This window comes from Mesorhizobium sp. M0045, assembly GCF_040323385.1.
Lineage (GTDB): Bacteria > Pseudomonadota > Alphaproteobacteria > Rhizobiales > Rhizobiaceae > Mesorhizobium.
In genome coordinates, this window is the sequence record NZ_JAMYUY010000067.1 from 1 (window position 1) to 1,167 (window position 1,167).

At 63.3% G+C, this 1,167-nt stretch carries 1 protein-coding gene; it reads right to left on the reverse strand.

Annotated elements, in window-relative coordinates; translation table 11 throughout:
* Positions 1-7: 7 nt before the first annotated feature.
* The gene (locus NKJ72_RS30880) at positions 8-1,099 is read right to left on the reverse strand and encodes an ISAs1 family transposase (RefSeq protein WP_352480795.1); all 1,092 of its coding nucleotides are present in this window, start codon (positions 1,097-1,099) and stop codon (positions 8-10) included.
* Positions 1,100-1,167: the final 68 nt, after the last annotated feature.

Below are 1,167 nucleotides of genomic sequence, written 5' to 3' on the forward strand. Positions count from 1 at the left end.
GGCAGGGCTATCGCATATGAGTGATGGCATTGATGAGATAGTCGTCGTTCCAGGCGCATTTCTTGATGCGATGGCTGATGGGGACTTTGGCAGCATCGGCGGTCTGAAGGATGTTTCTGGCGAGGCGATTGAGAAGGGCTGTGTTGGCGGGAGCATTATCCTTGCGGGCACGGCTGAGATCCTCATCGAGATGGACATCAAGCATCCAATGCAGGCCGTTCTCGATGTGCCAATGAGCTCTAGTGAGGTCGAGCGCCCGCTGCGGCGACATGAGCGTGGAGGCCATGAACAGGCGCATCAACGGCCTGGCCTGATCGCGCCGGCTGGTGATGCGGATGAAGGCCCGGTGGCCGGGCATCAGCGGCTCGGCCGCCGCCACGATCTCGGCTTGCCGCCACTCGTTGCGGCCGTGGCTGGTCTCGGTCCGCTCGGCAATGGAAGGGGTGGCGTCGGCCAGTTGCAGGTTGGCACGGCGCAGCCAATGACGACGGTTGCCCTTCAGCGCAAGCAGGTAATCGCCACCTCTTTGGGTAATGGCCGCAGCCATGCGGGTGTGGCAGTGGAGCGCGTCGGCGGTGATCAATCTGCCCGTAAGATCAATGAGTTCGACGACTTTGAGCGCGGCCTCGACTTCGTTCTCACCAGCGCTCGGCGAGACTGCCGCCAGGCACAGCCGGGTCTCGGCGGCGAAGGCCGACACCGTCAACGGCGGACTGGCTGCCAAGCCCTTCTCGTAGGCCCGCCGCAAAGCCTTGCCGTCAAGCGACACCACCTCGGGCGTCTCTCGGCTGGCTCGGGCGAAAGCTGCGGCAAAGGCCGCAAAGGCGCGACCAAAGGCCTCCGGGTCGAGCAGGCGCAGCAGCCGCGAGAAGGTGTCGTGGCTGGGAGCTGCGTCATAGTCGATCAGCCGCGACAGCGCCTGCTTGCGCTCCTGCGCGAACAGCGCGAACTCCGTCGCATTGCTGGCACCACACAGGCTTGCCGCGATCATCATCACGATCAGGTCGCCAAGCCGGTGCGTGGCGTTGGGCGCGCGTGGATCAGGCACCGCGCCAAAGTAGCTCTCAAGGCAGGAAATGGCAGTCGCTCCTTCGCTCAACTGCCTCTCCAAAGAATCCTTTCTCAGCCTAAACTCAACCCCAAAATCGCCATATGCGATTCCCCTGC